We start from the raw sequence: 23,372 nt of genomic DNA on the forward strand, positions 1-23,372 counted from the left end.
GTTGATGTCCAGGCGACAGGTGATGGCGTCGGCCGTCGGGATCGGGGCCGCGGCGATCACCCGCCGCTCGGTGGCCGCACAACCGTTCACGCCGTCGGCCGGGCTGGTGGAGGCGGCGCGCAAGGAAGGCAAGATGATCTACTACACCGCCAGCTTCACCGAGGTGGAGCAGGAGGTGATCAACGCCTTCAACAAGCGCTTCCCGTTCGTGCGCGTCGAGATGGTGCGCGCCTCCGGCGGGCAGCTGATCACGCGGGTGAAGACCGAGGCGGCGGCGGGCAAGCTGGTGGCCGATGTGGTGGACCACTCGGACCGCGGGCTGATGAAGGCGCTGGAGCACCTGTTCCAGGACTACGCGCCGCCGAACGCATCGGACTACCTGCCGTCGGCACTGGTCTCGCCCAGATTGTGGCCGCGGCTGACGCCGGGCTGGTCGATCGCCTACAACACCGAGCTGGTGAAGAATCCGCCGAAGACCTGGATGGACCTGACCAAGCCGGAATACGCCAAGGGACAGATCGGCCAGGTGATCGGCCCGTCCGGCGGCACCACCTGGACGCGCATCATGTTCGAGCGCCAGGTGTTGGCCGAGGATTACTGGAAGCGCCAGGCGGCGACCAAGCCGGCACTGTACCCGTCCGGCGCGCCGCTGTCCGATGCGCTGGTGCGCGGCGAGGTTTCGATCGCGCCGCTGATCTACAACGCGATCCTGCCGAAGAAGCGCGACGGCGCGCCGGTGGAAATCTTCTTCCCGCCGGAGGGCGTGCCGATCGTCCCCTACGCCACCGGCATTCCGAAGACCTCGGCCAACCCGAACGCAGCGCGGCTGTTCCTGGACTGGTCGCTGTCGCCCGAAGGCCAGGCCTTCACCATCAAGGACCAGGGCAACCTGACCTCGCTGAAGGAGCCGCCGTTCAATCCGGAAGGGTTCGATCCGAAAGTGGCGAAGGTGTGGGTGCCCGACTTCAAGCAGTTCGTGGAGTTGCACGACAAATGGCTGGAGGAATGGAACACCGTGTACGGATACCGCCAGTGAGCGGAGCGGTTTGAATGTCGGCAGAACTGGGGGTCGAACATCTGCGCAAGGTGTTCGCCACCGGCAAGCCGGCGGTGGACGACGTGAGCTTCACCGTGCAGGCGGGCGAGATCGTGGTGCTGCTGGGGCCCTCGGGCTGCGGCAAGACCACGACGCTGCGCTGCGTGGCCGGGCTGGAGCATCCGACCGCGGGCGCCATCCGCATCGGGGGCGAGGTGATCTCCGCCCCCGAGCAGGGGGTGCTGGTGCCGCCGCGCCGGCGCAATATCGGCATGGTGTTCCAGTCCTATGCGGTGTGGCCGCATATGACCGTGCGGCAGAACGTGGCCTATCCGCTGCGGCACCGCGGCATGACGCGCGCGGAGATGGACCGCAAGGTGGCGGAGGCGCTGGAACTGGTGGACCTCTCCAGCTATGCCGACCGTGCGGTGGTGTCGCTGTCCGGCGGGCAGATGCAGCGCGTGGCGCTGGCGCGCAGCATGGTCTATCAGCCGCGGCTGCTGTTGCTGGACGAGCCGCTGAGCAACCTCGACGCGCAGCTGCGGTTGCGGCTGCGCGACGACCTGCGGCGGATCATCAAGCGGGCCGGGCTGACGGCGCTGTACGTGACGCATGACCAGACCGAGGCGGTGGTGCTGGGCGACCGCATCGGCGTGATGCAGAACGGCAAGCTGCTGCAGATGGCGCCGCCGGACGAAGTGTACAACCGCCCGGCGGACCTGTTCGTGGCCAGCTTCACCGGGGCATCGAACTTCGTGGCCGGGCGGGTGGTCGAACGCCAGGGAGAGTTCGGCACGATCGAAGCGGGCGGCGGACAACGGCTGACGGCGTGGCTGCCGGCGGCGCTGGCGCCGGGCGCGGCGGTGACGATCGCGATCCGGCCGGAGAACATCCGGTTCGGCCATGGCGACGGGGCGAACCGCTTTGCCGCGGAGGTGCTGGCGCAGCGCTACCAGGGCGTGCAGACGATCTACGAGCTGGGGCTGTTCGGCGCGCGCATCGAGGCGCTGGAGGTCGGCACCACCATGCGGCACGAGGTGGGCAGCCGGGTGGACGTGGTGCTGCCGCCGGATTCGTGCTGGGCCTATGAAGCCGGCACCGCCGCGGATCTGGCCGCCGACTGACGCATCCGTGCGGCCGGGGATCGAAACGCCGCGCTATGCTGCCGGAGTCGCGTCGATATCGACGCTGCTGGGGTCGAAGCCCTGGTTGGAACGCAGCAATTGCTTCGTATAGGGATGCGTCACCGTGCCGCTGGCCAGCGCGTCGGCGGTGGTGAGCTCCAGCAGCTCGCCGCGGCTCATCACGCCGATGCGCTCGCAGAGATGCGCGATCACCGCGAGGTCGTGGCTTACCATCAGCATGGTCAGGCCGTGGTCGCGCCGCAGCCGCGTGAGCAGGTTCAGGATCTCCGCCTGCACCGACACGTCCAGCGCCGAGGTCGGCTCGTCCAGCAGCAGGATGCGCGGCTGCAGGATCAACGCGCGGGCGATGGCGACGCGCTGGCGTTGGCCGCCGGAGAGCTGGTGCGGATAGCGGAAGCGGTGCTCGCGCCCCAGGCCCACCTCGCGCAGGGCGGTGGCGACGCGGCGGTCGGCGTCGCCGAGGCGATGGATCGCCACGGGCATGCTGAGGATCTGGTCGACGGTCTGGTTCGGGTGCAGCGACCCGTACGGGTCCTGGAACACCATCTGCACCATCTTGCGCGTGGCCGTGCTGCGGCGGCGGCCCATCTCCTGGCCCGCCAGCACGATGCGCCCCTCGGCATGCGCGATCAGGCCGGCGACGGCGCGCAGCACCGTGGACTTGCCGGAACCGGACTCGCCGACCAGCCCGAACGCCTCGCCGGGAGTGACGTGCAGGGACACGTCGCTTGCCGCCAGCACGCGCCGGGCGCCGGTGCCATAGGCAACCGATACGTTCTCGAGCGTGATCACGGCGTTGCGTCCGTCAGGGGTGCCACGTCTTCCAACCAGGCGGGATCGCGCTGCAGTTGCGGCAGCACGAGGCGCCGGTGGCCGAGTTCGGGCAATGCGGCGAGCAGGCCGCGGGTATAGGGATGCTGCGCCTCGGACAGATGCGCGGCCTTGCAGCTTTCGACGATCTGGCCGGCATACATCACCAGCACCCGGTCGCAGAACGAGGACACGAGATGCAGGTTGTGGCTTATCAGGATCAGCCCCATGCCACGCTTGCGCACCTGTTCGTCCATGATGGCGAGGACCTGGTGCTGCACGGTGACGTCCAGCGCCGAGGTCGGCTCGTCGGCAATCAGCAGGTCGGGGCCGGCGATCAGCATCATCGCAATCATGATGCGCTGGCCCATCCCGCCGGAAACCTGGTGCGGATACTGGGTGTAGACGCGTTCGGGGTCGCGGATATGCACGGCCTCCAGCATTTCCAGCGCGGCGGCGCGGGCCTGTTTCGCCGAGCTGCGGAAGTGGTGGCGGTGGGTTTCGGCGATCTGGCGGCCGACGGTCATCACCGGGTCGAGCGAGTATTTCGGGTCCTGCAGCACCATGGCGATGCGCTTGCCGCGCAGCTTGCGGAAGCCACGCTCGTTCAGCGTACGCAAATCGGTGTCGCCCAGCCGCAGCAGGTCGGCCTCGACGCGGCCGGGTTCGGGCACCAGCCCCATGATGGCGCGCCCGGTGGTGGACTTGCCCGATCCGGACTCGCCGACAATGCCCAGCCGCTCGCGCCCCAGCGTGAAGCTGACATTGCGGACGGCGCGGAAATCACCCTCGTCGCTGGGATAGACGACGCGCAGGTTGCGCACGGTCAGCAGCGGCGCGTCGCTCATCCGGCGCGCGAGTCCGACACGTCGCGCAGGCCGTCGCCCAGCAGGTTGAAGCCGACACTGGTGATGAAGATCGCCATGCCCGGGATGGTCGCGACCCACCACTGGTCCAGCAGCACCTGCCGGCCGGAGGACACCATGGCCCCCCATTCCGGCGCTGGCGGCTGGGCGCCGAGGCCGAGAAAGCCGAGGCCGGCGGCGGTGAGGATGATGCCGGCCATGTCCAGCGTGAGACGGATGATGACCGAGGGCAGGCAGAGCGGGACGATCTGGGTCAGCAGGATGCGCAGATGCGACGCGCCCTGCAGCTCCGCGGCCTCGATGAACTCGGCGCGGCGGCGGGTGAGCGTCTCGGCGCGGGCCAGTCTTGCGTAGGGGGGCCACGTCGTCAGGGCGATGGCGATGACGGCGTTCTCGATGCCCGGACCGAGTGCCGCGGCGAAGGCGAGTGCCAGCACGAGGCGCGGGAAGGCCAGGAAGATGTCGGTGATGCGCATCAGCACGGCATCGACCATGCCGCCGAAATAGCCGGCAGGCAGGCCGATGCCGAGGCCGACGGGCACGACGATCGCGGAGACCAGGGCGACGATGGTCAGCGTGATGCGCGAGCCGAAGACGACACGGGCGTAGATGTCGCGACCCAGTTCGTCGGTGCCGAACCAGTGCTGCCAGGAGGCGGGTTCGAGGCGCTGGGTCAGCACCTGCAGCGTCGCCGCCTCGCGGTCGGCGATCAGCGGCGCGAAGATGGCGATGCCGACCAGCAGCAGCACCACGCCGAACCCGGTCATGGCGAGACCATTGCGGCGGAAGCCCAGCCAGGCGCGGTACCAGCGCCCGAGCCGCGCCTGCCAGCGGCTGCCCGGCGCCTGATCCAGCAGCCAGCCGCGCCAGTGGCCGAGATCCGCGCGAAGGGTAACGTCGCTCATGACGACTCCCGCGCGCGCGGGTCGACCAGCGGGTAGAGCAGGTCCGACAGCATGTTGAGGCCGATATAGACGACGCCCACCAGCATGGTGCCGCCGAGCACGGCGTTCAGGTCGGCGTTGAACAGCGAGTTCTTCATGTACAGTCCCAGGCCGGGCCAGGCGAAAACGGTTTCGGTGAGCACGGCGCCTTCCAGCAGGCTGCCGAAGGTCAGCGCGATCACCGTGATCAGCTGGACCCACGCATTGCCGAGCGCGTGCACCCAGACCACGCGGAAGGGCGAAAGTCCCTTGGCCAAGGCTGCCAGCACGTATTCCTGGCGCAACTGGCTGAGCATGAAGCTGCGCGTCATGCGCGCGACATAGGCGAGCGACAGGTAACCGAGGATCGACGCCGGCAGCACCAGATGGCTGAGAGCGTTGACGAACACGTCATGCTCGCCGGCGATCAGGCTGTCCACGACGATCAGGCCGGTGACGGTGGGCACGATGTCGTCGAAGCCGACATCGAGGCGCCCCGGCCCCTCGACCCAGCCGAGCTTGGCGTAGAAGGCGAGCAGGCCGACGAGACCCAGCCAGAACACCGGCATCGAGTAGCCCAGCAGCGAGCCGAAGCGGATGACCTGATCCTGCCAGCGGCCGCGATGGGTCGCGGCGATCACGCCGATGGGAACACCGAAAATCACGCCGATGATGAGGGCGAGCAGCGACAGCTCGAGCGTCGCGGGAAACACATGCAGCAGGTCGGCCAGGACTGGCTGCGAGGTGATGACGGAATTGCCGAAATCGCCATGCAGCACCTTCATGAGATAGCGCCAGTACTGCACTGGGAGCGGCAGGTCGAGGCCGATCTCGGCGCGGACCCGGGCATAGACATCGGGCGGCGCCTTGTCGCCGACGATGGCCAGCACGGGATCGATCGGGATCACGCGGCCGATCACGAAGGTGACACAGGTCAGGCCGAGGAAGGTCAGCAGGACGGAGAACAGCACCTTCAGCACGCGATGGACGGGCCCGGCGATCTGCCGGACCCATCCATGCGCCGAAGGCGTCGCAAGCGCCGCGACGTTCATGCGCGGCCGTTACTTCTTGATCGTGCGATAGAAGTTCAGGTCTTCGGTGATGCCGCCCTTGAACCCCTTCACGTTGGCGCGAGACGCAACCTCGGCCGTGTTCTGGAACATGATGATGAACGGCCCTTCGTCCGTCACCTTGCGCTGCAGGTCGGCATACATCGCCGCGCGCTTCTTGGTGTCCAGCTCCTTCGCCGCCGCCAGCATGTCCTTGGTGACATCGGGGATATACCAGTGGTTGCGCCAGGCCAGCGGCCGGACCTTCGGTGTGTCGGAGTTGTCGTCGTTATGCGCGAAGGTGTCGGCGTTGGTGTGCGGGTCGAAGTAGTCCGGCCCCCAGCTGATCAGCAGCAGCTGATGCTTGCGCGCCCGGTAGACGCCGATGACCTGCTTCAGCTCGGACGGCACGATGTTGAGCTTGATGCCGGCCTGGCCCATCGTCTGCTGCATCGACTGGGCGATCTCGGTGAACGGCGAGGTGTTCGGCGCGTCGAACTTGAGCTCGAAGCCGTTGGGATAGCCGGCCTCGGCCAGCAGCGCCTTCGCCTTGGCCACGTCCAGCTTGTAGGGGTTGTAGGCGATGGCGCTGAAGAAGCCGAGCGGCAGGAAGCTCTCCTGCACGATGAAGCGACCCTTCAGGAACGAGTTCACCATGCCGTTGTAGTCGACGAGGTATTTCATCGCCTCGCGAACCTTCGGGTTCTTGAGGTGCTCGTCGGCTGTGTTCATGGCCGCGTACCAGGTGTTGGCACCCGGGAACTGCTCGATGCGGATGGCCTTGTTCTCGGCCAGCGGGGCGAGCTGGTCGGGCGACAGGTCGCGGGCGATGTCGATGTCACCCTTCTCCAGCAGCAAGCGCTGCGACGCCGGCTCCGGCACGTGGCGGACCACCACGCGCTTCATGGCGGGCGCGCCGAGACGGAACGTGGGATTGGCTTCGAGCGTGACCGACTCGTTCGGCTTCCAGGCGACCAACCTGTAGGCGCCGGACGCGGCGGAGTGCGATTTCAGCCAGGCGTTGCCGAGGTCGCCGTTGACCTCGTTGGCCATCGCCACCTTCTTCTCGACCACCGAGGCGACGATCGAGGTCATGAGGTTCAGCACCAGCGACGGCGCGAAATCCTCGGTGATGGTGACTTGCAAGGCGTTCGGGCCGGTGGCCTTCACCAGGTCCTTCACGTTGTCCTTGGTCCAGCCGAGCTGGGTGAACAGGAAGGCCGGCGTCTTGTTCATGAGCACGACGCGCTGCAGCGAGAACGCGACGTCTTCGGCGGTGACGGGGGCGCCGCTCTGGAACTTCAGGTTGGGACGGAGCTTGAAGTTGTAGACCTTGCCGTCCGGGCTGATGGTCCAGCTTTCGGCCACGCCGCCGACCAGCTTGGTGACGTCCTCGGCCTCGTAGCGCAGCAGGCGGTCGTAGATGTTGGTCGCGATCTCGATCCCGCTGAGCTCATAGGCCTCGCCGGGATCAAGCGTGAGGATGTCGTCGATCTGCTTGGCGATGACCACGGTGTCGGCGGGCGTTGCCGCATGCGCGACCGGGCTCGCGAACGCCAAGGGAAGCGCCACCGCGAGGGTGGCGAACGACAGTCGTTTAGACATGCCAAATCTCCCTGCTTCTTCTTGGGGAACGATTAGGCCCAACGTCGGGCGTGAACGCAACTGCCAATCGAAGGGGCGCCCGAATGGATCGCGCAGCCCCCGCGACAGACACTGCCGCCGCCCCGATTGCTCTCCAGTTGCGCTATTCGATGCCAATACGTATCTAACAGCTGCCGCAAGGTGGCCATGGCGGGCGGGTATACTGTCACGGCGCGGCTGGCAGTCCCTCGATCACGTCGTAGAGCGGCTGCTGGCTGACGGTGATCAGCCCGGTCTGCGAGGTGTCGAGATCGGAGACCAGCGTGATCACGCCGGCCAGCCGGAGACCTGCAGCCATGCGAGTTGCATCGACACCTCCACTCCGACCGCTGGACCGCTCGGGCAAGGTCGGTCAGGCGAGCCTGATGATTTCGATCCAGTTGGGCTGCCCGCCGACACGCTGCGCACCGACGCGCTCCAGCGCGCCGGTGGCGCCGTCGATTGCGTAGATGCCGACCCGGCCGGACGCGAGGCCGGCACACAACAGGAAGCGGCCGGCGGGATCGATCGCGAAGCCGCGGGGCGTGGGCTCGCTGGCCACACGGGTGGCCAGGGACAGCAGCCCGGTCGCGGGATCGACCCGGAAGCCCGCAAGCGTGTTCGTCGTGCGGTCGCTGCCGTACAGGAAGCGGCCGTCGGGCGTGAGGTGGATGTCCGCCGCCGCGACCCGGCCGGTGACGCCGGGCGGCAGCATGCTGATCGACTGCAGCTCGGTCAGCGCGCCGGTTTCGGCGTCGCGGGCATAGGTGTTGATGCTGCCGTCCAACTCGTTGATCACGTACAGCAGCGCGCCGCCGCGGGCGAAGACGAAATGGCGCGGGCCGGCGTCGGGGCGGGTGGCTGCGACGGGACGCGGCGTTGTGTCCATGCGGCCGGTCGCGGCGTCGAAGGACTGGGCGAGCACCACGTCCCCGCCCAGGCAGGCGGCATAGACGAAGCGGTTGGCGGGATCGGGCCGCACGCTGTGCGCCTTGGGCGGGGTCGCCAGGACCTGCGTGGCATCGCGCGCCACGCCGTCGGCGTCGATGGCGTTCACGGCCAGTTTCGAGCCGCCATAGGAGGCGCTGAACAAGTGGCGGCCGGTGGCGTCGGTGGCCAGGTAGGCCATGCTGTCGGGAAGTGCCGCGCTGCCGAGATGGCGTAGCAGGCCGCTCACGGGGTCGATCGCGTAGCTGGAGACCGGAAACGGCGGGCTGCGCAGGGCGGCGTAGAGGAAGCGGCGATCCGCACTGAGCGCCAGCGGCAGGCTGCCGGGCGACGGCTCGTTCGTGCCGGGGACCGGCGTGCGGGCCAGTTCGCGCAAGGCGCCGGTGCCGGGGTCGAGCATCAGGACCGCGATCTCCCTGTCCTCGGCGCAGGCGACATAGACGATCGTCGGCGCGGTTCCGGCTGAGGGCATGGCGTTTCCTTCCGTCGCTTGGCGGCGCAGCGTTGCCGGCGACTATGGCAAGGACCGGCGCCGCAGGCGATGCCGCCACGCGCGCGGCTTCACGTCGCCGGGCGATTGACGGCGGGCGGGGCCGCGTGGTCCGGTACGGCCGAGTCTGAAGGAGGCCGGAATGGGCAATATCAACGCGTGTGTGGACCTGCAGCGTGACGGTGACGTGGCCGTCATCGTCATGGACAACCCGCCGGTCAATGCACTGGGGTTCGCCCTGCGCGACGGGCTGATGCAGGCCTTCGCCCGCGCCCGGGACGATGCGGGGGTGCGCCTGGTGGTGCTGACCGGCACCGAGCGCGCCTTCTCCGGCGGCGCCGACATCACCGAGTTCGGCAAGCCGCCGCGCGAGCCCAACCTGCGCCAGGTCATCACCGCCATCGAGGACTTGCCGAAGCCGGTGGTCGCGGCCATCCAGGGCGTGGCGTTGGGCGGCGGGCTGGAACTGGCGTTGGGCTGCCATTACCGGGTCGCCGCACCCAAGGCGCGGCTGGGCCTGCCGGAGATCAAGCTCGGCCTGCTGCCCGGCGCGGGCGGAACGCAGCGGCTGCCGCGGCTGATCGGGATCGAAAAGGCGCTGGAGATCATCGTCACCGGCGACCCGGTGCCGGCCCCGGCCGCGCTGGCGCTGGGCATGGTCGAGGCCATGCTGGACGGCCCCTTCCCCGCCGCCGCCGTCGCCTGGGCGCGGCAGAACGCCACCGCGCCGCGCCGGCTGCGGGAGCGGACGGACAAGCTTGAGCCCGCGCGGGCCGATGCCGGGCTGATCGACCGGGTCGCGGCGCCGCTGCTGAAGCGCGCCCGGGCCCAGCAGGCGGCACGCGCCTGCGCCGAGGCGGTACGGGCCGCGGCGGAGAAGAGCTTCGACGAGGGCGCGGCGCTGGAGCGGCAGTTCTTCATGGAACTGGTCAAGAGCGACGAATCGAAGGCGCTGCGGCACGTGTTCTTCTCCGAGCGCGAAGCCCAGAAGGTGCCGAACCTTCCGGCCGGCGTGGAGCCGCGCAAGGTGCTGCGCGCGGCCGTGATCGGCGCCGGGACGATGGGCGGCGGCATTTCCATGTGCTTCGCCAATGCCGGCATTCCCGTCACCGTGATCGAGACCAGCCAGGAAGCGCTGGACCGGGGCCTCGGCCGGGTCGAAGGGAACTACAACACCTCCGTGAAGCGCGGCAGCATCACGGCCGACGAGGCGGCGCGGCGGCGCGCGCTGCTGGAAGGCAAGCTCGACTTCGCCGCCATCGCCGACGCGGACATCGTGATCGAGGCGGTGTTCGAGGAGATGGAGCTGAAGAAGCAGATCTTCCGCGAGCTCGACCGCCACGCGAAACCGGGCGCCGTGATCGCGAGCAACACCTCGTATCTCGACATCAACGAGATGGCGGCGGTCACATCGCGGCCCGGCGACGTGCTGGGGATGCATTTCTTCAGCCCCGCCAACGTAATGCGCCTGTTGGAGGTGGTGCGGGGAGCGAAGACCTCGCCGGAGGCGCTGGCGACGGCGGTCGCGGTCGGCCGGGCCATCGGCAAGGTGCCCGTGGTGGTCGGTGTGTGCGACGGGTTCGTCGGCAACCGCATGCTGGCGCGCCGGGGCGCGCAGGGCGAGCGGCTGTTGCTGGAAGGCGCTTTGCCGCAGGAAGTGGACCGTGCGCTGACCGATTTCGGCTTCCGCATGGGCCCGTTCGCCATGGGCGACCTCGCCGGCCTCGATATCGGCTGGCGCCTGCGCCAGGCACGCGGCACCCGCGCGATCGTGGCCGACGCGCTGGTGGAGGCGGGGCGCCTGGGGCAGAAGACCGGCAAGGGCTACTACGCCTACGGTGCGGACGGCCGCACGCCGACGCCGGACCCCGAGGTGGAGAAGCTGATTACCGACGCCTCCGCCAGCCTGCAGATCCAGCGGCGGGCGATCTCGCAGCAGGAGATCCTGGAGCGGCTGCTGTTCCCGATGATCAATGAGGGCGCGCGCATCCTGGAGGAAGGGATCGCGGCGCGCGCCGGCGACATCGATGTGATCTGGCTGCACGGCTACAACTGGCCGGCCTATCGCGGCGGACCGATGTTCTATGCCGGACTCGTGGGGCTGCCCTATGTCGCCTCCCGGCTGGAGGCGTTCGCCGATGCCAGCGGGGATGCGAGCCTGCGGCCGGCGCCGTTGCTGGCGCGGCTGGCGGCGTCCGGCGAAGGGTTCGGCTCGGTCGGGACGGCGCGCGGGTGACCTGACGCCGCGGCGCCTTGTGGGGGGAAGCCGATGAAGATCACCGATGTCGAGACCATTCGCCTGGGCGAGTTCCCGAACCTGATCTGGGTCCGGGTGCGCACCGACGAAGGTCTGGTCGGACTGGGCGAGACCTTCATGGGCGCCGCGGCGGTGGAGGCGTATATCCACGAAACCGCGGCGCCGAAGCTGATCGGCAAGAACCCCCTGCAGATCGAGGCCCGGCAGGCCGACCTGCGCAACTATCTCGGCTGGCGGTCGGCCGGGGTGGAGACGCGGGGGAACTCGGCGATCGACATTGCGCTATGGGACATCTTCGCCAAGGCGGCGGGGATGCCGCTCTGCGATGCGCTGGGCGGGCGGTCGCGCGATTCGATCCGCACCTACAACACCTGCGCCGGCTACAAATACATTCGCGACGCACGGGCGCAGGCGGTGTCGAACTGGCATATCGGCGCGCAGGGTGGGCCGTACGAAGACCTCGACGGCTTCCTGCACCGCGCCGACGAGCTGGCCCTGTCGCTGCTGGACCAGGGCATCACGGGCATGAAGATCTGGCCGTTCGACATCGCGGCCGAGCGCAGCGGCGGCTACGACATCTCGCCGCAGGAGCTGACGGTCGCGCTGGAGCCGTTCGCGAAGATCCGCGGCGCCGTGGGCGATCGCATGGACATCATGGTGGAGTTCCACTCGCTGTGGAGCCTGCCGATGGCCTGCAAGCTGGCGGAGCGGCTGGCCGAGTTCGGCACCTACTGGCACGAGGACCCGTTCAGGCTCGACAACATCGCCGACCTCGCCGAATACCGCCGGCACTCGAAGGCCTGGGTGTGCGCGTCGGAAACGCTGTCCTACACCCATGCGTTCCGGGAGTACCTGGCGACCGGCGCGGCGGGCGTGGTGATGCTGGACCTGTCGTGGTGCGGCGGGCTGTCGGAGGCGCGCAAGATCGCGGGGATGGCGGAGGCCTGGCATACGCCGGTGGCGCCGCACGACTGCACCGGCCCGGTCGTCTACATGGCGTCCTGCCATTTCTCGCTGTTCGCGCAGAACGCGCTGATCCAGGAGAGCGTGCGGGCGTTCTATACCGGCTGGTACAAGGAACTCGTGACTGCCTTGCCGACGATGTCGGGCGGCATGGTCACGGTCGATCTCACCCGGCCGGGCCTGGGCACCGAACTGCTGCTCGGGATCGACCGCAGGGAAGACGCGGTCGTCCGGGCGACAAGGTCGAACGGGATCTAGGCCGCCTCGCGCAGCAGCTGCTCGGCCACTTCCAGCTTCACGACGATGGGCCGGTGATCGGAGGATTTGCGCGGCAGCACCCGCGCGCCAGTGCAGCGCAGGCCGCGCACCAGGCAGCGGTCGATGCGCAGCGGCACGATGTCGCCGGCGACATGCGTGGGCCGGCGCGGGCCGACATCGATGAACCCCGGCAGCAGCGTCGGGCCGACCAGGTTGTAGTCGCCCATGACCACGGCGTGCTCGGGCAGCACCTTGGCGATGCGGCGGAGCTGGCGGCGGTTCAGCACCTGGCCGTGGGAGAGATGCACATTCGCCACCGAGAAGGCGCCGAGGCTCACGATCTGGCAGACCCGGTCGAACAAGGTGCCGGCCTGCAGTGGCAGCACTACCGGCGCATGGGCCGGCGCCTTCGGTGTCCAGATGCCGAGGCCGTGGATTCGGCCCGGAAGCGGGCTGCGGGCGTAGTATCCGCCGATCCGCCGGGGCAGCGCGTCGATGTCCCGGGTCACTTCTTGCATCAGCAGGACGTCGGGCGCTTCGCGATGAACGAGATCGACAATTTCGTCCACCGATGCGCCGGTCAGGCGCAGTAAATTCCAACTGATGATCTTCGTCATGCACAGCCACTGCGAAAAAGGGTCGACGAAAGCCGGCGCGAACAAAACAGGATCGACCCCGGTAACATCTGTGGCGCGCGCCGATCAAACCGAATCGCCATCAAGCCGGGTGTGGCTGCCATGCACGATTGTATAGAAGGATTGATAGCCCGCCGCCCCTTAAATTCCGGCTAATTTGGGGGCCGTGCCATCGGGCGCGGGGCCGCCGCGCCCCGGCGTCATTGGACGACGGCCCCGCGGCGCCTGTAGATACCGCCGCACCATCCACTTGCAACGCGCTGGGCGCCGGCGATCCTTCGGAACGGAGGAGGCCGAAGCCCCTTCCTGCGGGACTTGCTGCCATGCTCCGGGTCACCGAACTCAGGCTTCCACTCGACCATGCGGATGGCGACCTCCGGGCGGCCGTCCTCGCGCGGCTGGACCTTCCGGACGACGAGCTGATTGGCTACGCGGTGTTCCGCCGCGCCTATGACGCGCGCCGGACGTCGGCGATCACGCTGACCTACACCGTCGATATCGAGGTCGCGGACGAAGCGGCACTGCTGGCGCGCCGCGCCGGCGACCGCAAGCTGTCGCCGGCGCCCGACACGACGTACCGCTTCGTCGCCAGGGCCGCGCGTCCGCCGCGCCTGCGGCCGGTGGTGATCGGCACCGGGCCGTGCGGGCTGTTCGCGGGCCTGCTGCTGGCGCAGATGGGGTTCCGCCCGCTGATCCTGGATCGCGGCAAGGCGGTGCGGGAGCGGACGAAGGACACCTGGGGCCTGTGGCGCCGGTCCGTGCTCGATCCCGAGTCGAACGTCCAGTTCGGCGAAGGCGGCGCCGGCACTTTCTCCGACGGCAAGCTGCACAGCCAGATCTCGGATCCGCGGCACCACGGGCGCAAGGTGCTGACGGAGTTCGTGAAAGCCGGAGCGCCGCCAGAGATCCTGTATGTCAGCAAGCCGCATATCGGGACGTTCCGGCTGGTGACGATGGTCGAGCAGCTGCGCGACACCATCGAGGGCCTGGGCGGGGAATACCGCTTCCAGAGCAAGGTCGAGGATATCGACATCGCTGAGACGCAGGCGGGCGAGCGGCGGGTGCGCGGCGTGGTTCTCGCCGGCGGCGAATACATCGCGGCCGATCACGTGGTGCTGGCCGTGGGCCACAGCGCGCGCGACACCTTCGCGATGCTGCACGCGCGCGGGGTGCATGTCGAAGCCAAGCCGTTCTCCATCGGCCTGCGGATCGAGCATCCGCAGTCGCTGATCGACCGCTGCCGCTTCGGCGACCATGCCGGGCACAAGCTGCTGGGGGCGGCGGACTACAAGCTGGTGCATCACGCGGCCAACGGGCGCGCGGTCTACAGCTTCTGCATGTGCCCGGGCGGGACGGTGGTGGCGGCGGCGTCCGAGCCTGGCCGGGTGGTGACCAACGGCATGAGCCAGTATTCGCGCAACGAGCGCAACGCCAACGCGGGCATCGTCGTCGGCATTTCGCCCGCCGATTACCCGGGGCATCCGCTGGCCGGGATCGCGTTCCAGCGGCATTGGGAGGAACGGGCCTTCGCGGCGGGCGGCGGAACCTATGCGGCGCCCGGGCAGCGCGTGGGCGATTTCCTCGCCGGCCGGCCGTCGGTGGCGCTCGGCGCGGTCGTGCCGTCCTACCGGCCCGGGGTGCATCCGACGGACCTGTCCACGTGCCTGCCGGATTACGCCGTGGCCGCGATCCGCGAGGCGCTGCCCGCGTTCGACCGGCAGATCAAGGGCTTCGCCATGGACGACGCGGTGCTGACGGGGGTGGAGACGCGCACCTCCTCGCCCATCCGCATCAGGCGCGACGAGGCCTTCCAAAGCGTCAACACCAGGGGGCTGTACCCCGCCGGCGAGGGCGCCGGCTACGCAGGCGGCATCCTGTCGGCCGGGGTGGATGGCGTGAGGGTCGCGGAGGCGGTGGCGCTGAGCATGGTCGAGGCGCCGCAAGGGGGACTATAGTCCAGCATCCGGGCGGTCCCGCGACGGACCGCCCTGGCGCCGGCCCGCATGCCTTCGCGGCGGATGGACAGCCGCGCCAAACGTGGTTCAATCCGGCCAGCTTCTGAAAGGGCCCAATGACATGCCGACGTACCGCTCCCGCACAACGACCCATGGCCGCAACATGGCCGGCGCAAGAGGCTTGTGGCGGGCGACGGGCATGAAGGACGGCGATTTCGGCAAGCCGATCATCGCCATCGCCAACTCGTTCACCCAGTTCGTGCCCGGCCACGTCCATCTGAAGGACCTCGGCCAGCTGGTCGCCCGCGAGATCGAGGGCGCCGGCGGCGTGGCCAAGGAGTTCAACACCATCGCCGTCGATGACGGCATCGCCATGGGTCATGACGGCATGCTGTACAGCCTGCCCTCGCGCGAGCTGATCGCCGACAGCGTGGAATACATGGTGAACGCGCATTGCGCCGACGCGCTGGTGTGCATCTCCAACTGCGACAAGATCACGCCGGGCATGCTGATGGCGGCGATGCGGCTGAACATCCCCACGATCTTCATCTCCGGAGGGCCGATGGAGGCCGGCAAGGTGTCGCGGCACGGCAAGGTGCAGTCGATCGACCTGATCGACGCCATGGTGGCGGCGGCCGACAGCGACGTGACGGACGCCGAAGTGCAGGTGATCGAGCGCTCGGCCTGCCCGACCTGCGGGTCCTGCTCCGGCATGTTCACCGCCAATTCGATGAACTGCCTGACCGAGGCGCTGGGCCTGGCGCTGCCGGGCAACGGCACCGTGCTGGCGACGCACGCGGACCGCAAGCAGCTGTTCCTGGAAGCCGGGCGGGTGATCGTCGACCTGGCGCAGCGCTACTACGAGCAGGACGACGCCTCGGTGCTGCCGCGCAACATCGCCGGGGTGCGTTCGTTCGAGAATGCGATGACGCTGGACATCGCCATGGGCGGGTCCACCAACACGGTGCTGCATTTGCTGGCGGCCGCGCAGGAAGGCGGCGTGGATTTCACCATCCGCGACATCGACCGGCTATCCCTGCGCGTGCCCGTGCTGTGCAAGGTGGCGCCGGCCGTGGCCGACGTGCATGTCGAGGACGTGCATCGCGCCGGCGGCGTGATGGCCATCCTGGCCGAGCTCGATCGCGCCGGGCTGATCGACCGGTCGATGTCGACCGTGCACGCGGCAACGCTGGGCGATGCGCTGGACCGCTGGGATGTCACGAAGACGCAGAGCCAGTCGGTGCGCGACCTGTTCCGCGCCGCACCCGGCGGCGTGCCCACGCAGATCGCCTTCAGCCAGTCCTCGCGCTGGGACGAGCTGGACCTGGACCGCAGCGGCGGCGTGATCCGCGACGCGGCGCACGCCTTCTCGAAGGATGGCGGGCTGGCGGTGCTGCACGGCAACCTGGCCGAGGACGGCTGCATCGTGAAGACCGCGGGCGTCGACGCCAGCGCGCTGGTCTTCGCCGGGCCGGCCCGGCTGTTCGAGAGCCAGGACGCGGCGGTCGCGGCCATCCTGGGCGGGCACATCAAGCCCGGCGACGTGGTGCTGATCCGCTACGAGGGCCCGAAAGGGGGGCCGGGCATGCAGGAGATGCTGTATCCCACCAGCTACCTGAAATCGAAGGGGCTGGGGAAGGTGTGCGCCCTGGTCACCGACGGGCGGTTCTCCGGCGGGTCGTCCGGCCTGTCGATCGGCCATATCTCGCCGGAGGCGGCGGAAGGCGGCACCATCGGACTGGTGGAGGAAGGCGACCGCATCGAGATCGACATTCCCGCGCGCCGGATCCACCTGGCGGTGAGCGACGAGGAACTGGCGCGTCGCCGCAGCGCCATGGAGGCGCGCGGCGCCGCAGCCTGGCATCCGGCCGCGCGCGACCGCAAGGTCTCGGCGGCGCTGCGGGCCTATGCGGCCCTGACCACCAGCGCATCGCGCGGCGCCGTGCGCGACGTCGATCAACTGAAGCGCCGCTGAAGGCGCCGATGGCCGCAACGGTCCGGCGCAGCGCGCCGGGCCGTCAGATCATGTAGGTGAAAGCCTCGGGCCGCGCGCTCACCGGCTGGGCGATGACGGCCGGGGCGCCGACCAGCGCGGCGAGGTGCTGGGCCAGCAACTCGCATTGGCGGCGGATATCCGGCACCGCCGTCATTTCCCAGAAGGTTCCCTTCGTCACCGGGCCGACCGCGAACAGACGGCGCGAAATGGCGCCGGAGGCATTCAGCAGCGCGCAGGTTCCGGTGACGTCGAGGCCGAGCCGCAATGCATCCGGACGCACGGTCCCGTCCAGCAACAGGCCCCGGATCAGCGTGTCGCCGATGCGCGCATAGTCGGCATCGGGTCCCGAGCAGTTGATCACGCGGGCCGCCTGCAGACACGCCATGCGGTCGCTGCCGCGGGGCCGGTAGCGTACGTCCGCCATTCCGTCATGCAGCGCGTAGCCCTGTATCCGCCCGGTGTGCAGCTGCAATTGGCCGCTTTGCCGCGCCGCGTCGATGCGGTCGGCCACCGGCCCGGCCATGCGGTGGCGATGCACGTCCCACCACGGGCGCATATGCCGCAGGAAGCGGGCACGGTCGGTCAACGACATGGCCTGCCAGACATCCTGGGTGAACGGCCGCAGCGCATCGACGACCGGCTGCCAGGTGCCGCCCTGCTCGATCGCGCGCTCCGCCTCGCGCCGGAGTGTGCGGGTCAGCGCCATCAGCCCGGTGGGGAACGGAATCGGCTCGGCCAGCGCCGCTGGAGGGCCCGCCTGATGGCGGCGCGGCAGCAGGCCACGGCGGGAGACGGCATGGATCGGTCCCGTATGGCCCTGGTCGAGCAGCGAGACCACCATGTCCACGGTGGTCAGGCCGGTGCCGATGAGCAGCACGCGGCTGGCGGGATCGAGATCGGCCAGCGCCTCGGCCGCCCACGGGTCCGGGCGGTACAGCGCGCTGTCGTAGAATGACGGGTCCGCGATCGGCGGCGGCCGCGGCGGGAAATTGCCGACGGCGAGCACCGCGAGATCGGCCTCGACCGCCTCGCCGCGATCGAGATGCAGGATGATCGGATGCCCGCTGCGATCGATGGCTTGCACGTCGCCGCGCACCAGCACCAGCCGGTCGCGCGATTCGGGCGCCCGGATCTCCTCGTTCAGCAGGCTGCGGATATAGGCGCCGAACAGATGGCGCGGCGCAAAGCTGGAAGCGTTCGGCTGCAGGCCGCCGAGTTCCTCCTCCGGCTGGCGCTGCAGCCAGTCGAGGAAGTCGTGCGGGCGGTCGTGGAAGGCGCTCATACGGCCGGCCGGCACATTGAGCAGATGGTTCGGATTGCCGGTGGAATAGGCCATGCCGCGGCCGAACCGGCGATTGCGCTCGATCAGGGTGACGCGTGTATGCGGCGGACACCGGCGCAGCAGGTGCAAGGCCAGCAACGTGCCGCTGAACCCCGCGCCGATCACGGCGATCGACGGCGTGGTCACGCGGATGCTTCCTGGTCCCGGGCTGCCTGCGCGGGGATATCGGGCGCGGTACGCGGTGCTGACATCAGCCATCCTCCAGAGTCGGTGCGAGTCCACCCAGACGCATGCCACGAACGGGGGGTTGTTTCCCTATTCGCCATGTAGGGGTTTCAGGCATGCGCCAGGGTCCGGAGTCAAACGGAAAATGGCGTCTGCCGCGGGTCTGCCGCGGCCGCTGCCCGCTTACGGCGCGCGGTGGATGGGATCGACCCAGAGCACTTCTTCGGGCTTCTCGACCGGCTCGATCTCCAGGTTCACCACCACCGCTTCGTTGTCGCTGCGCACCAGCACGCATTCCAGCGTCTCGTCGCTCGACGCGTTGATCTCCTGGTGCGGCACGTAGGGCGGCACGAAGATGAAGTCGCCGGGCCCGGCCTCGGCGACGTATTCCAGCTTGTCGCCCCAGCGCATGCGCGCCTTGCCCTTCAGCACGTAGATCACGCTCTCCAGCGCGCCGTGATGATGCGCGCCGGTCTTGGCGTTGGCGTGGATATGCACCGTGCCGGCCCAGATCTTCTGCGCGCCGACGCGCGCCAGGTTGATCGCGGCCGCGCGGTTCATCCCCGGCGTCTGCGCCGTGTTGGCGTCGAGCTGGTCGCCCGGGATCACCTTCACGCCGTGGGTTTTCCAGTCGATCGCCTGGGCATCGTCATGCGCATGGTTGTGTGCGTGGTCGTGCGGATGATCGGGATGGGTCATGGCAATGTCTCCGAATTGTCGGGATCGGGCGGTCAGCCGAGTGCCGTGTTGAAGCTGGCGCGGACATGGATATCGATAACGTGCTGCTGGTTCGCAATGACGTCGTCGCCGACCGGCGCGGTGCGTTCCTGGGGGCGAGATGACGCCGCGCGGCGCACGGAGCGGCGGGGTGAAGAGACAAGCGGCAGGACCGATTCGGACATGCGACCTCCGTCACAGGACCAGGCGGCCCGCGGGTCAGCGAGGATTGGGGGGTGAGGCTTGGCCGGCCCCGGCAAGGCCGCCCGGTGTCAGGCGCAGCGCGGCCGACAGCAGATCCGGGCGGTTTGGGTCATGGAAGGTTCGAGCATCGGCATGCGAAATCGGACTCCCTGGCACGGCCGGTCAGGTGCGGCGGCGCGGAGCCATATTTCTACTCCGTACTATGGGAGTCAATATATTCAACAGCATAAATTGTGCCCAATTCAATTACACACATATTATGCGTGATTAACCAAGCAGCGGTTTGCGTGCCGAAACACGCGGAACCTCAGGAAATCTGCGGCCTGCGGATCGCCGGCAGGTCCGCTTCCAGCGCCGCCGCCGCCGCCAGGATCGTCTCCTCCGCATGCCAGGGACCGGCGATCTGCAGGCCTACCGGCAGGCCCGCGCGCGTCACGCCGCAGGGCATCGACAGCGCGGGATGGCCCGACAGGTTCAGCGGGAAGGTGAAGGGATACCACGCGCCCCGCAGCGTGCCGGCGTCCTGGCCGGCGATGGGCACATGGCCGTGCGGGTCCAACCCGACCGGCAGCGCCGGCGCGGTGGTGACCGGGGAGACCAGCAGGTCGAAGCCGGCGAACAGGCCCTGCAGGCGGCGGAAGAAATCGCTGCGGGCGGCGGCGGCGCGTTGCAGGGCCACGGCGCTGTGGCCCAGCCCCTTCTCGATGGTGATGGCGAGGCTGGCATCCATGTCGCCGCGCCTGTCCTGCAGATAGCCGGCAAGGCGCGCGGCGAGCGCGCTCTCCAGCATCACCAGGAAGGACGGCTCCAGGCCCGCGAAATCGAACGCGACCTCCTCCACCGCCGCCCCCAGCGCCTGCAGGCGGCGTGCGGCGGCTTCTGTCAGGGCGGCCACCTGGGGGTCGATGGCGGGGCTGCCGCAGCGTGGCAGCCAGGCCACGCGCAGCCCGCGCAGGTCACGCGCCGGGTGGGCGGGCAGCGGCGCCTGCCCCCAGGGATCGGCCGCGTCAGCGCCGCGCAGGATGCGGAACGCCAGCGCCACCTCGGCCACGCTGCGCGCCATCGGGCCGACATAGGAATTGGCGCCGAACAGGTCGGGCACCTGCAGATGCGGGATCGCCCCCAGCGTCGCCTTCAGTCCGACGATGCCGCAGCAGGCGGCGGGAATGCGGATGGAGCCGCCGCCATCGCTGCCCAGCGCCAGTGGCCCCATGCCCAGCAGCGCCGCCACCGCCGCCCCGCCGCTGGAGCCGCCGCAGGTGACGGACTCGTCCCACGGGTTCAGGGTGCGGCCGAACAGCGGGGATTCCGTGAACGGCTTGTGGCCGAACTCCGGGGTGGTGGTCTTGCCGATCAGGATGCCGCCGGCCGCCTTCAGCCGCGCCACCGCCACGGCGTCCTGCGCCGGCACCGTGTCGGCGAACAGGCGCGAACCCTGGGTGGTGCGAACGCCGGCCGTCGCGGTCAGGTCCTTCACCGAGAACGGCACGCCGAACAGCGGCGGCAGGGCGCCGCCGTCTTGCCAGCGCGCCTGCATGGCCTGCGCCTCCGCCCGCGCCGCGTCGGCGCAGACCGTGATGAAGGCGTTGTACCGCCGCCCCGCCTCGATGCGCGCCAGCGCCGCCGCCACTGCCTGCGCGGGCGAGACGCGGCGCCCGCGGATCGCGTCGGCGAGCGCGACGGTGTCGAGGTCGGCGATGTCGCCGGTGATGTGTTCGCTCATAGCATCCACCTTCCGCCGTCGATCAGGATGGTCTGGCCAGTCACGAAACGTGCCTCCGGGCTGGCGAGATAGGCGACCAGGCCGGCCACGTCCTCCGGCTCGGCCACGAAGCCTGCGGGGGTCGCGGACCGCACGCGGTCGATCACCTCGGCCGGCAGGCGGTCATGCGCGCGGGTGCGCACCGCGCCGGGCGCCACCACGTTCACGGTGACGCCGTGCGGCGCCAGTTCGCGTGCGAGCGACCGGGTGAAGCCGACCAGCCCCATTTTCGCGGTCGCGTAGTCGGCCAGCCCGACATCGCCGACGAAAGCCGAATCGCTGGAGATGTTGACCACGCGGCCGAACCCGCGTTCGCGCATGCCCGGCGCCACCAGCCGCGTCAGCCGCATCGTGGTCAGCAGCGACACGTCCAGCACGAAGCGCCAGACCTCCTCGTGGGATTCCAGGAACGGGCTGCCGCGCTCGCGCGCGCTCTGGCCGACATTGTTGACCAGCACATCGACCGGGCCGAGGCGCTGCTCCGCCGCGGCGGCGAAATCGGCCAGCACGGTGGCGTCGGTGCAGTCGCCCTGCACCGCGAACACGCCGGCGATGGCGATGGGCTCGCGGTCGATCGCCGCGACCTGTGCGCCCTCGGCGATCAGCCGTGCGGCCACGCCGGCACCGATGCCGTGGGCGGCGCCGGTCACCATCGCCGTGCGGCCCTCGAACCGGCGCATCAATGAAAAGTCCGGCCGCCGTCCACGGCCAGCGCCGTGCCGGTGACGTAGCTCGACTGCGCGCCGGTCAGGAACACCGCGCAGCGCGCGATCTCCTCCGGCTCGGCGATGCGGCGCAGGGCGTAGCGATTGCGGATCATCTCAAGCTCCGCCTGCGGGTTCTCCGCCCCCTCCCAGCTCGAACGGAACAGCGCGGTGTCCACCGCGCCGGGGCACAGCGCGTTCACCCGGATGTCGCGCTCGGACAGCTCCATCGCCAGCACCTTGGCGAACATGATCAGGCCTGCCTTGGCGGCAGCATAGGCGGTACGCAGCGGCAGCGGCCGCAGCCCGGCGCCGGACGACACCAGCACCATCGTGCCGCCGCGCGCCGGGAAGTGCCGTAGCGCGGCGCGGCAGACGCGCATGGCGCCGGTCAGGTTCACGTCCAGAACGCGCTCCCACTCCGCGTCGCGCATTGCCTCCAGCGGCGCCATCAGGTCGATGCCGGCGCAGTAGATCACGCCGTCGATCCCGCCCATGTCCTGCGACGCCTGCGCCACCGCAGCGTCCACGGCCGCGGTGTCGCGCACATCCGCCACCAGGCCGCCAGGGCACTGCGAGCGGTCGATCACCGCCACCGCCGCTCCCTCGGCGTCGCACAGCGTGGCGGTGGCCGCGCCGATGCCGGCGGCGCCGCCGGCGACCAGCACGCGCCGCCCGGCCAGTTCGCCGCGCATCACACTGCCGCCTGCAGGCGCGGGCGCATGTCGTCGCTGATCTCGTCGCAGCGGCCGATCCAGATGTTGCTGTAGGACAGCGCATGCTTGATCAATCCCTCCAGCACCGTCAGGCGCGAGGGCTGGCCGATCAGTTGCGGATGCATGGCCACCATCATCATCCGGTCCTCGGCGTGCAGTACGTCGAATTCCGTCTTCCATGATTCCAGCACGGAAGAGGGCGGATGCATGGTGCGGCCGGGCAGCACGATCGAGTACTGGAAGAACGGCGCGTCATCCAGCACCCAGCGGAACGGCAACTCCACGATATCGGTGCGCGCGCCGCCGATCTCCAGCAGATAGGGCGAGTCGTCGTCGAAGAAGTTGGAGGAATAGCCGAAGCCGTATTCCTGCAGCAGGCCCAGCGTGATCGGGCTGAATTCGCCCGCCGGCGAGCGGTAGCCGCGCGGCGCCTTCCCTGTTGCACGCTCGATCGCCTCGAACCCGCGCGCCATCTCCTCGCGCTCCTGTTCGGGCGTGAGGTTGGTGATCCAGGCATGGGTGTGGCTGTGATGGGCGATCTCGTGGCCGTCCTTCAGCAGCGCCTCGATCACCTGCGGGCGCTGCTGCACCACCACGCCCGGTACGAAGAAGGTGGCGCGCACATCGTAGCGGCGCAGCAATTCGAGGATGCGCGGCACCCCCACCTTCCAACCATAGGCGCCCTGCGACATCAGGATCGGGCGCTGGGCGTAGCTGGGATCACGCGCCGTCCACATCGTCTCGGCATCCAGGTCGAAAGTGAGCAGCAGCGGGAAGCCTCTGGACGTGACGGACATGGAATAGCCTC

General features: G+C 69.3%; 21 protein-coding genes. 6 read left to right on the forward strand and 15 right to left on the reverse strand.

The window, feature by feature from the left end:
- Positions 1-4: 4 nt before the first annotated feature.
- Both OL599_RS14760 and OL599_RS14765 read left to right on the forward strand, forming a co-directional pair.
- Complete coding sequence (locus tag OL599_RS14760; protein WP_264714566.1) at positions 5-1,036, forward strand: ABC transporter substrate-binding protein; 1,032 nt, start codon at positions 5-7, stop codon at positions 1,034-1,036.
- Between the two features lie 14 nt (positions 1,037-1,050).
- Positions 1,051-2,160, forward strand: coding sequence for an ABC transporter ATP-binding protein (locus OL599_RS14765; RefSeq protein WP_264714567.1), 1,110 nt, complete (start codon positions 1,051-1,053; stop codon positions 2,158-2,160).
- A gap of 33 nt (positions 2,161-2,193) precedes the next feature.
- On the opposite strand, the gene OL599_RS14770 is transcribed toward OL599_RS14765, so the two are convergent.
- The 7 genes from OL599_RS14770 to OL599_RS14800 form a co-directional block, all read right to left on the reverse strand.
- Positions 2,194-2,973, reverse strand: coding sequence for an ABC transporter ATP-binding protein (locus tag OL599_RS14770; protein ID WP_264714568.1), 780 nt, complete (start codon positions 2,971-2,973; stop codon positions 2,194-2,196).
- Complete coding sequence (locus OL599_RS14775; protein WP_264714569.1) at positions 2,970-3,839, reverse strand: ABC transporter ATP-binding protein; 870 nt, start codon at positions 3,837-3,839, stop codon at positions 2,970-2,972. Before OL599_RS14775 ends, OL599_RS14770 begins: the two co-directional genes overlap by 4 nt.
- Positions 3,836-4,762 (reverse strand): ABC transporter permease, encoded by a 927-nt coding sequence (locus OL599_RS14780; RefSeq protein WP_264714570.1) that lies wholly within the window; start codon positions 4,760-4,762, stop codon positions 3,836-3,838. The genes OL599_RS14775 and OL599_RS14780 overlap by 4 nt, the downstream gene beginning before the upstream one ends.
- Positions 4,759-5,832: an ABC transporter permease gene (locus tag OL599_RS14785; RefSeq protein WP_264714571.1), complete on the reverse strand. Its 1,074-nt coding sequence runs from the start codon at positions 5,830-5,832 to the stop codon at positions 4,759-4,761. The genes OL599_RS14780 and OL599_RS14785 overlap by 4 nt, the downstream gene beginning before the upstream one ends.
- Positions 5,833-5,841: 9 nt before the next feature.
- Entirely contained in the window at positions 5,842-7,434 is a 1,593-nt protein-coding gene (locus OL599_RS14790; RefSeq protein WP_264714572.1) for an ABC transporter substrate-binding protein, read from the reverse strand.
- A 205-nt stretch (positions 7,435-7,639) separates the two neighbouring features.
- The gene (locus OL599_RS14795; protein ID WP_264714573.1) at positions 7,640-7,771 is read right to left on the reverse strand and encodes a hypothetical protein; all 132 of its coding nucleotides are present in this window, start codon (positions 7,769-7,771) and stop codon (positions 7,640-7,642) included.
- A gap of 54 nt (positions 7,772-7,825) precedes the next feature.
- On the reverse strand, positions 7,826-8,872 hold the full coding sequence (locus tag OL599_RS14800) for a lactonase family protein (RefSeq protein ID WP_264714574.1): 1,047 nt from the start codon (positions 8,870-8,872) through the stop codon (positions 7,826-7,828).
- 160 nt (positions 8,873-9,032) lie between these two features.
- Between OL599_RS14800 and OL599_RS14805 the strand changes: the two genes are divergently transcribed.
- A complete protein-coding gene (locus OL599_RS14805; protein ID WP_264714575.1) occupies positions 9,033-11,126 on the forward strand; it encodes a 3-hydroxyacyl-CoA dehydrogenase NAD-binding domain-containing protein in 2,094 nt (697 codons plus the stop codon).
- Positions 11,127-11,159: 33 nt separating this feature from the next.
- A complete protein-coding gene (locus OL599_RS14810) occupies positions 11,160-12,368 on the forward strand; it encodes a mandelate racemase/muconate lactonizing enzyme family protein (protein ID WP_264714576.1) in 1,209 nt (402 codons plus the stop codon).
- Here OL599_RS14810 and OL599_RS14815 read toward each other — a convergent pair.
- Positions 12,365-12,985, reverse strand: coding sequence for an endonuclease/exonuclease/phosphatase family protein (locus tag OL599_RS14815; protein ID WP_264714577.1), 621 nt, complete (start codon positions 12,983-12,985; stop codon positions 12,365-12,367). The genes OL599_RS14810 and OL599_RS14815 overlap by 4 nt on opposite strands.
- A gap of 341 nt (positions 12,986-13,326) precedes the next feature.
- Between OL599_RS14815 and OL599_RS14820 the strand changes: the two genes are divergently transcribed.
- Both OL599_RS14820 and ilvD read left to right on the forward strand, forming a co-directional pair.
- Positions 13,327-14,958: an NAD(P)/FAD-dependent oxidoreductase gene (locus OL599_RS14820; protein ID WP_264714578.1), complete on the forward strand. Its 1,632-nt coding sequence runs from the start codon at positions 13,327-13,329 to the stop codon at positions 14,956-14,958.
- Positions 14,959-15,079: 121 nt separating this feature from the next.
- Complete coding sequence (ilvD, locus tag OL599_RS14825; protein ID WP_264714579.1) at positions 15,080-16,933, forward strand: dihydroxy-acid dehydratase; 1,854 nt, start codon at positions 15,080-15,082, stop codon at positions 16,931-16,933.
- Positions 16,934-16,976: 43 nt separating this feature from the next.
- Here ilvD and OL599_RS14830 read toward each other — a convergent pair whose 3' ends face one another.
- The 7 genes from OL599_RS14830 to OL599_RS14860 form a co-directional block, all read right to left on the reverse strand.
- A complete protein-coding gene (locus OL599_RS14830; RefSeq protein WP_264714580.1) occupies positions 16,977-18,422 on the reverse strand; it encodes an FAD/NAD(P)-binding protein in 1,446 nt (481 codons plus the stop codon).
- A gap of 222 nt (positions 18,423-18,644) precedes the next feature.
- Positions 18,645-19,160, reverse strand: coding sequence for a cupin domain-containing protein (locus OL599_RS14835; RefSeq protein WP_264714581.1), 516 nt, complete (start codon positions 19,158-19,160; stop codon positions 18,645-18,647).
- Positions 19,161-19,192: 32 nt separating this feature from the next.
- Positions 19,193-19,363 (reverse strand): hypothetical protein, encoded by a 171-nt coding sequence (locus OL599_RS14840; RefSeq protein WP_264714582.1) that lies wholly within the window; start codon positions 19,361-19,363, stop codon positions 19,193-19,195.
- A 326-nt stretch (positions 19,364-19,689) separates the two neighbouring features.
- Entirely contained in the window at positions 19,690-21,105 is a 1,416-nt protein-coding gene (locus tag OL599_RS14845; RefSeq protein ID WP_264714583.1) for an amidase, read from the reverse strand.
- Positions 21,102-21,824, reverse strand: coding sequence for an SDR family NAD(P)-dependent oxidoreductase (locus OL599_RS14850; RefSeq protein ID WP_264714584.1), 723 nt, complete (start codon positions 21,822-21,824; stop codon positions 21,102-21,104). Before OL599_RS14850 ends, OL599_RS14845 begins: the two co-directional genes overlap by 4 nt.
- Positions 21,824-22,543, reverse strand: a complete 720-nt coding sequence (locus tag OL599_RS14855; protein WP_264714585.1) for an SDR family NAD(P)-dependent oxidoreductase — start codon at positions 22,541-22,543, stop codon at positions 21,824-21,826. The genes OL599_RS14850 and OL599_RS14855 overlap by 1 nt, the downstream gene beginning before the upstream one ends.
- Positions 22,543-23,361, reverse strand: a complete 819-nt coding sequence (locus tag OL599_RS14860) for a polysaccharide deacetylase family protein (protein WP_264714586.1) — start codon at positions 23,359-23,361, stop codon at positions 22,543-22,545. The genes OL599_RS14855 and OL599_RS14860 overlap by 1 nt, the downstream gene beginning before the upstream one ends.
- Positions 23,362-23,372 lie beyond the last annotated feature (11 nt).

It is taken from the genome of Limobrevibacterium gyesilva, from assembly GCF_025989185.1.
GTDB lineage: Bacteria > Pseudomonadota > Alphaproteobacteria > Acetobacterales > Acetobacteraceae > Limobrevibacterium > Limobrevibacterium gyesilva.

What these genes read in the sequence shown, in the direction of transcription:
- OL599_RS14760 (WP_264714566.1), top strand. Translation starts at nt 5, where the DNA reads ATGTCCAGGCGACAGGTGATGGCGTCGGCCGTCGGGATCGGGGCCGCG.
- OL599_RS14765 (WP_264714567.1), top strand. Translation starts at nt 1,051, where the DNA reads ATGTCGGCAGAACTGGGGGTCGAACATCTGCGCAAGGTGTTCGCCACC.
- OL599_RS14775 (WP_264714569.1), bottom strand. Translation starts at nt 3,839, where the DNA reads ATGAGCGACGCGCCGCTGCTGACCGTGCGCAACCTGCGCGTCGTCTAT.
- OL599_RS14780 (WP_264714570.1), bottom strand. Translation starts at nt 4,762, where the DNA reads ATGAGCGACGTTACCCTTCGCGCGGATCTCGGCCACTGGCGCGGCTGG.
- OL599_RS14785 (WP_264714571.1), bottom strand. Translation starts at nt 5,832, where the DNA reads ATGAACGTCGCGGCGCTTGCGACGCCTTCGGCGCATGGATGGGTCCGG.
- OL599_RS14790 (WP_264714572.1), bottom strand. Translation starts at nt 7,434, where the DNA reads ATGTCTAAACGACTGTCGTTCGCCACCCTCGCGGTGGCGCTTCCCTTG.
- OL599_RS14795 (WP_264714573.1), bottom strand. Translation starts at nt 7,771, where the DNA reads ATGGCTGCAGGTCTCCGGCTGGCCGGCGTGATCACGCTGGTCTCCGAT.
- OL599_RS14800 (WP_264714574.1), bottom strand. Translation starts at nt 8,872, where the DNA reads ATGCCCTCAGCCGGAACCGCGCCGACGATCGTCTATGTCGCCTGCGCC.
- OL599_RS14805 (WP_264714575.1), top strand. Translation starts at nt 9,033, where the DNA reads ATGGGCAATATCAACGCGTGTGTGGACCTGCAGCGTGACGGTGACGTG.
- OL599_RS14810 (WP_264714576.1), top strand. Translation starts at nt 11,160, where the DNA reads ATGAAGATCACCGATGTCGAGACCATTCGCCTGGGCGAGTTCCCGAAC.
- OL599_RS14815 (WP_264714577.1), bottom strand. Translation starts at nt 12,985, where the DNA reads ATGACGAAGATCATCAGTTGGAATTTACTGCGCCTGACCGGCGCATCG.
- OL599_RS14820 (WP_264714578.1), top strand. Translation starts at nt 13,327, where the DNA reads ATGCTCCGGGTCACCGAACTCAGGCTTCCACTCGACCATGCGGATGGC.
- ilvD (WP_264714579.1), top strand. Translation starts at nt 15,080, where the DNA reads ATGCCGACGTACCGCTCCCGCACAACGACCCATGGCCGCAACATGGCC.
- OL599_RS14835 (WP_264714581.1), bottom strand. Translation starts at nt 19,160, where the DNA reads ATGACCCATCCCGATCATCCGCACGACCACGCACACAACCATGCGCAT.
- OL599_RS14840 (WP_264714582.1), bottom strand. Translation starts at nt 19,363, where the DNA reads ATGTCCGAATCGGTCCTGCCGCTTGTCTCTTCACCCCGCCGCTCCGTG.
- OL599_RS14845 (WP_264714583.1), bottom strand. Translation starts at nt 21,105, where the DNA reads ATGAGCGAACACATCACCGGCGACATCGCCGACCTCGACACCGTCGCG.
- OL599_RS14850 (WP_264714584.1), bottom strand. Translation starts at nt 21,824, where the DNA reads ATGCGCCGGTTCGAGGGCCGCACGGCGATGGTGACCGGCGCCGCCCAC.
- OL599_RS14855 (WP_264714585.1), bottom strand. Translation starts at nt 22,543, where the DNA reads ATGCGCGGCGAACTGGCCGGGCGGCGCGTGCTGGTCGCCGGCGGCGCC.
- OL599_RS14860 (WP_264714586.1), bottom strand. Translation starts at nt 23,361, where the DNA reads ATGTCCGTCACGTCCAGAGGCTTCCCGCTGCTGCTCACTTTCGACCTG.